This is a genomic window from Intrasporangium sp. (assembly GCF_039812505.1).
GTDB lineage: Bacteria > Actinomycetota > Actinomycetes > Actinomycetales > Dermatophilaceae > Intrasporangium_A.
In genome coordinates, this window is sequence record NZ_JBDIAQ010000198.1 from 1 (window position 1) to 5246 (window position 5246).

General features: G+C 73.5%; 5 protein-coding genes. 2 read left to right on the forward strand and 3 right to left on the reverse strand.

The window, feature by feature from the left end:
• Positions 1-251: 251 nt before the first annotated feature.
• A complete protein-coding gene (locus tag WMI84_RS16710) occupies positions 252-518 on the forward strand; it encodes a GlsB/YeaQ/YmgE family stress response membrane protein (RefSeq protein ID WP_347354907.1) in 267 nt (88 codons plus the stop codon).
• 161 nt (positions 519-679) lie between these two features.
• On the opposite strand, the gene WMI84_RS16715 is transcribed toward WMI84_RS16710, so the two are convergent.
• Positions 680-1396, reverse strand: coding sequence for a ferritin-like fold-containing protein (locus WMI84_RS16715; protein ID WP_347354908.1), 717 nt, complete (start codon positions 1394-1396; stop codon positions 680-682).
• A gap of 259 nt (positions 1397-1655) precedes the next feature.
• Here WMI84_RS16715 and WMI84_RS16720 point away from each other — a divergent pair, with 259 nt between their 5' ends.
• Positions 1656-3305, forward strand: coding sequence for a DEAD/DEAH box helicase (locus WMI84_RS16720; RefSeq protein WP_347354909.1), 1650 nt, complete (start codon positions 1656-1658; stop codon positions 3303-3305).
• A 51-nt stretch (positions 3306-3356) separates the two neighbouring features.
• On the opposite strand, the gene WMI84_RS16725 is transcribed toward WMI84_RS16720, so the two are convergent.
• Both WMI84_RS16725 and WMI84_RS16730 read right to left on the reverse strand, forming a co-directional pair.
• Positions 3357-4151, reverse strand: coding sequence for a ParA family protein (locus WMI84_RS16725; RefSeq protein ID WP_347354910.1), 795 nt, complete (start codon positions 4149-4151; stop codon positions 3357-3359).
• 71 nt (positions 4152-4222) lie between these two features.
• Positions 4223-5089: a PHP domain-containing protein gene (locus tag WMI84_RS16730; RefSeq protein WP_347354911.1), complete on the reverse strand. Its 867-nt coding sequence runs from the start codon at positions 5087-5089 to the stop codon at positions 4223-4225.
• Positions 5090-5246: the final 157 nt, after the last annotated feature.

Here is a 5246-nt window from a genome sequence, read left to right on the forward strand (position 1 = left end):
GGCGCCCAGTGAGCGCGTCAGGTTCGGCGCCAGTGAGCGCGCCGCCCGGACCCGGCGCGCCGCCCGGACCCGGCGCGTCGCCCGGGCCACCGGGTGGGCGAGCCCGCCCATGGCGCAATCGTTATCGGCTTCGTGCCCGATACTCCCGCGCAGCGGCCCGGTGAGTGCTTTGCTGGTGGGAGCCGCAGCCCGGCCGGACCGGGCCCGCACAGGGCCGGCCGGGAGGCACGGCTGACGAGGAGGCACGCCACATGCTCGGCACCATCATCGGAGCCATCCTGGCCGGACTGGTCATCGGGGCACTGGGCCGGCTGCTCCTGCCCGGCAAGCAGGACATCTCGATCCCGATGACGATCCTCATCGGGATCATCGCCTCGATCGTCACGACCCTCGTGCTCGGCGTCCTGTTCGGCTACTCCGGCGGCGGAGGGATCAGCTGGTGGTACTGGATCATCAGCGCGGTCGTCGCCGCCGTCGGCATCTCGGCCTACGGGCGTCGCGTCGGCAAGTCGCGCTGACGTCACCGACTCGAGAGGGCCCGGCCGAGTTGGCGGGGCCCTCTCGCCGTCCACAGCCGCCGGTGTCCCGGTCCACACGCGCCGGTGTCCCAGCCTCCGGCTGCCGTGACCCCGCGTTGGAGCGGCCGGTCGTGCAGCGGCCGGTCGTCGGGCGGGCCGCCTCAGGCGGCCAGTCCCAGCCGCTGCATCCGACGGGTGTGCTCGTCGGTGAGCCGCACGAACATCCGCCCGATCTCGGCGAGGTCCGCGGCAGGTCGTCCCGGCGCACCGATCAGCAGCGCGGTGAGCGCGTCGCGCTCGACAGCCACGTGCTGGGCCTGCGAGAGCGCCTCACCCACGAGCCGGCGACCCCACAGGGCGAGCCGGCCGGCGACCCGCGGGTCGGCCGCGATGGCCTCGCGCACCGCACTGACGACGAAGTCGGCCCGCCCGTTGTCGTCGAGGACCCGGATGACCAGGTCGCGGGTGGCGGGGTCGACGTACGCCGCTACCTCCCGGTAGAAGTCCTGGGCGATGCCCTCGCCAACATAGGCCTTCACGAGCCCCTCGAGCCAGCCGGACGGCCTGGTGCGTTCGTGGAAGGCGTCGATCGGTGCGACGAAGGGCGCCATGGCCTGTTCCGGGTCGACACCCAGGCTGCGGAGCCGGTCGGCGAGCAGGGCGTAGTGGCCGAGCTCCTGGTCGGCCAGGAAGGCCAGCTCCGAACGTTGCCTGAGGCTGGGGGCCAGCTCGGCGTCGCCCGCCAGCTGGGAGAACGCGCGCAGCTCGGCGTAGCCGAGTCCGCCGAGCAGGTCGATCACGGCTGCTCGGTAGTCGGGGTCGGCCAGGTCGAAACCGGTCGGCTCCGGCGGGGTCAACGCGCCATCGGGGTCGCTCATGCCCGCCACAGTACTGACGTGGCCGGCTGGACGCTCCGGAGCCGGTAGAATGGGCGGTGACCATATCGGTGCCCGGTCGGCCTCGAAGATGAACGTGCGAACGGGGTGGCGCGGATGGTGCCGGGCTCAGCCCGGCCGCCCGCGCCTTGCGGACCTGCAGGCTCGCCACCCCGAGAACCTCCGATCGGCCCAGCAACAGACACTGAGCTCCCGCGCCCGTCCGGACCCGTGGGGTGCTCGTGCAGACCGAGAGACACACATGACCCAGAGCACGACCGAGGTAACCGAGGCACCACAGACCCCCGAGTCGCCGCAGCCGAGCGCCCCCGCCGGCACCCCCCGGCAGACGTTCGGCGACTACCCCGTCCACCCCGAGATCGTCGCCGCCCTGGCCGCGGCCGGCATCACCACCCCCTTCCCGATCCAGGCGATGACCCTGCCGGTGGCCCTCGCCGGTCACGACATCATCGGCCAGGCCAAGACCGGCACCGGCAAGACGCTCGGCTTCGGCGTGCCGATGCTGAACCAGGTCGTGGCACCCGGCGACGCCGGCTTCGGCGCGCTGTCGCGGCCGGGGGCGCCGCAGGGCCTGGTGGTGGTCCCGACCCGCGAGCTGGCCGTGCAGGTGGCCGGAGACCTCGCGAAGGCCGGTGACCGTCGGGGCATCCGGGTCCTCAGCGTCTACGGCGGTCGGGCCTACGAGCCCCAGGTCGAGGCCCTGCGGGCCGGCGTCGAGGTCGTCGTGGGCACGCCGGGACGACTCATCGACCTGTCGAAGCAGGGCCACCTCGACCTGTCCCAGGCGCGAGCCGTCGTGCTCGACGAGGCCGACGAGATGCTCGACCTCGGCTTCCTGCCGGACGTCGAGACCATCATGGCGCTGACCCCGACGACCCGGCAGACGATGCTCTTCTCGGCGACCATGCCGGGCGCGATCGTCGCGCTGGCCCGCCGGTACATGACCCAGCCGACGCACATCCGCGCAGTGGGCGACGACCCGCTCCACGCGCACACGGTCCAGGCGATCGAGCACTTCGTCTACCGCGCCCACGCCCTCGACAAGGTCGAGCTGATCTCGCGGGTGCTGCAGGCGCAGGGCCGTGGGCTGACCATCATCTTCACGCGCACGAAGCGGACGGCGGCCAAGGTCTCCGACGAGCTCGTCGAGCGCGGCTTCGCCGCCGCGGCCCTGCACGGCGACCTGGGCCAGGGTGCCCGCGAGCAGGCGTTGCGGGCGTTCCGCAAGGGCAAGGTCGGGGTCCTCGTGGCGACCGACGTAGCCGCCCGCGGCATCGACGTCGAGAACGTGACCCACGTGATCAACTTCCAGTGCCCGGAGGACGAGAAGACGTATGTCCACCGCACCGGTCGCACCGGGCGGGCCGGCAACACCGGCGTCGCGGTGACGCTCGTCGACTGGGACGACATGCACCGGTGGGCCCTGATCAACAAGGCGCTCGACCTCGGGATCCCCGAGCCGGAGGAGACCTACTCCTCGTCCGAGCACCTCTTCACCGACCTGCAGATCCGGGCCGGCGCCAAGGGCCAGCTGCGCAGGTCCGAGCAGACCCGCGCCGGACTCGACGCCGAGGAGATCGAGGACCTCGGCGAGACGGGCCGGCGGCAGGGCAAGGGCCGTCATCACCGTTCCGGCGGGCCGCGTCCCGAGGGTGCCCGGTCACGCAGGGACGACGAGGCGTCCCGGCGGCGTACCCGCAACCGGCGACGCACCCGCGGCGGTGGTGCCGCAGCCCGAGTGGGACATGACGGATCCGACGCCGCGGCGGTCGCGGCGTCACCCGAGCCCGCTGCGGAGCCGTCCACGCGTACGCGCCGGCGCCGCCGTGGCGGCCACGACCGACCGGCGTCGGCCCCGAACGGCGCCGCGCCGGGCGCGGGCACCGACTGATCCCGCCTGCACGGCCGGATCCGGGGCGCGCCGCGAGGCGTCCGCCCCCGGTCACAACCGGGCCAGCAGCGCCGCCGCGACCTCGCGGTAGGCCTGGGCCCCCTTCGAGGTGCGCGCGGTCGCCAGGACCGAGCGGCCCACCGCCGGGGCCTCGGCGAAGCGCACCGTCTTGGGGATCGGCGGCTGCAGAACCGTCAGCTCGTAGCGCTGCCCCACGTCGGCGAGCACCTCGCGCGCGTGACGGCTGCGCCCGTCGAACAGGGTCGGCAGCACCCCCCAGACCTCGAGGTCGCGGTTGAGGATCTTCTGCACGTCGGCCACGGTGTCGAGCAGCTGGCCGACGCCCCGGTGGCTGAGCATCTCGCACGGCATCGGCACGATGAGCGCGTCGGCGGCGGTGAGCGCGTTCAGGGTCACCACGCCCAGGCTGGGGGAGCAGTCGAGCAGGATGATGTCGTATGCCGTCCGGCTCGTCTCCAGCGCGCTGCGCAGGACGTACTCGCGGCCGGGTCGCGGCAGGAGCATCGCCTCGGCGCCGGCGAGGTCGATCACGGAGGGCACGAGGTCGAAGCCGTCGTCGCAGGCGATGATCGCGTCGGCCACCTCCGCCTTGCCCAGGAGCACCTCGCACACCGAGGTCTCGAGCGAGTCGGGGTCGACGCCGAGCGAGAAGGTCAGGCAGGCCTGTGGGTCCAGGTCGACCAGCAGGACCCGCCTGCCCTGTTCGGCGAAGGCCGCCCCGAGCGAGGCGACCGACGTCGTCTTGGCCACCCCGCCCTTCTGGTTGGCGAGGGCGATGACGGTCGCGGGCCCGACGACGGGGTCCGGCTGGGTCGGGCGCGGCATGACGCCAGTCTCGCACGTCCCCGGCGTCGGCTCGGTCGGGCGCGCGGTGCGCCCCCGTCCGGGCGTGCGGATCACGGGCAGACGACCGCGGTGACCCCGCTGGACTGCGCGATGATCGCCTCCAGCACGTCGCGACGCGTGGTGTTCTCGGCCAGCCGGTTGCGTTTGCCGGCCCCGTGGTAGTCGCTCGACCCGGTCAGTAGCAAGCCGTGCTCGGCGGCCAGCCGCTCGGCGCGCGCTACCTCGGCCGGCCCGTGGTCCCGGTGGTAGGCCTCCAGCCCGCCGAGCCCGGCGGCGGCGAGCTGCGCGATGAACGAGTCCGGGATGCCGGCGCCCCGGGTGCGGGTGAACGGGTGCGCGATGACCGGCACTCCCCCAGCGGCCCGGACCAGCCGCACCGCACGGGCCAGGTCGACGGCGTAGTGGCCAACGTAGTAGGGCGAGCGCTCGCTGAGCCAGTCGGCGAAGGCCTCGTCCCGGTGCCGGATGACGCCGGCCTCGATCAGGGCGTCGGCGATGTGCGGCCGCCCCGGCGTGGTTCCGGGGCCGACCTGCGCCACGACCTGCTCGTAGGTGATCGGGATGCCGTCGGCGGACATCCGCTCCACCATCAGCTCGAGGCGTTGCGCCCGCGACACACGGGCGCGGTGCAGCTCGGCCGCCAGGTCCGCGTCAGCGGGGTCGACCAGGTACCCGAGCAGGTGGACCGAGGACCACTTGTAGTGGCAGGAGATCTCGACCCCCTTGACCAGTACGAGGCCACGCTCCCGGGCCGCTCGTTCGGCCGCCGCCCAGCCCCCGACCGTGTCGTGGTCGGTGATCGCCAGCACGTCCACGCCCGCCTCGACCGCGGCGGCGACCAGCTCGGCCGGTGCCTGCGTGCCGTCGCTCGTGCTCGAGTGGGTGTGCAGGTCGATGACCGGCTCGTGGTGCGTCACACGCTCAGCGTATGGTGCACCCGCCTCGGGCAGCCCGGGACCGGTCCGGCGCAGTCGCCCTCGGTCGGCGGGCACAGCCACCCTCGGTCCGGAGCAGCCACCAACCGGGACCACCTCGCAACACACCGAGCAACGGCCAACCCCGCCGGTTGCAACC

Bases quoted from the DNA above. Each gene is read 5' to 3' on its own strand.
- WMI84_RS16720 (WP_347354909.1), top strand. From the start codon at position 1,656: ATGACCCAGAGCACGACCGAGGTAACCGAGGCACCACAGACCCCCGAG.
- WMI84_RS16725 (WP_347354910.1), bottom strand. From the start codon at position 4,151: ATGCCGCGCCCGACCCAGCCGGACCCCGTCGTCGGGCCCGCGACCGTC.
- WMI84_RS16710 (WP_347354907.1), top strand. From the start codon at position 252: ATGCTCGGCACCATCATCGGAGCCATCCTGGCCGGACTGGTCATCGGG.
- WMI84_RS16715 (WP_347354908.1), bottom strand. From the start codon at position 1,396: ATGAGCGACCCCGATGGCGCGTTGACCCCGCCGGAGCCGACCGGTTTC.